1 protein-coding gene is annotated in these 366 nt (G+C 64.5%); it reads left to right on the top strand.

Going from position 1 to position 366, the window contains the following annotated elements; genetic code table 11:
• A partial coding sequence (locus tag KQX66_RS38990) for a hypothetical protein (RefSeq protein ID WP_216798428.1) occupies window positions 1-204 on the top strand: 204 nt, incomplete at its 5' end.
• Window positions 205-366: the final 162 nt, after the last annotated feature.

Genomic DNA, 366 nt, shown 5'->3' on the forward strand with positions numbered 1-366 from the left:
GAACTGGGCGGCGGCAAGGTCAGCCAGCAGGACGTCAGCGGCCAGCGCTATCAGGGCGGCGGCCGCGTCGATGCGGCCGCCACGATCGGCGGGCTGCTAGGCGGCGCGGCGAAGCAAAGCGTTGACGGCAACGTACCGTTCGCCAGCGGCCATGCTTCAACTCAGCAAGCGGACGCCAAAGCCGGGGTGTTCAGCGGCAAATAACACGCCCCCCAACGCAATGCCCCCGGTTAAAACCGGGGGCGTTTTTTTTACAGCGTGCTCGGGGTGTCTTCCCAGTCGCGATCGTCGTCCTTGGCATCCTGATCCAACACGTTGTAAGCCACGGCGCAGAACAGCGAGTTCAGGCGCTTCATGTCCCCCAAC

It is taken from the genome of Paenibacillus oleatilyticus, assembly GCF_018998565.1.
Taxonomy (GTDB): domain Bacteria; phylum Bacillota; class Bacilli; order Paenibacillales; family NBRC-103111; genus Paenibacillus_G; species Paenibacillus_G oleatilyticus.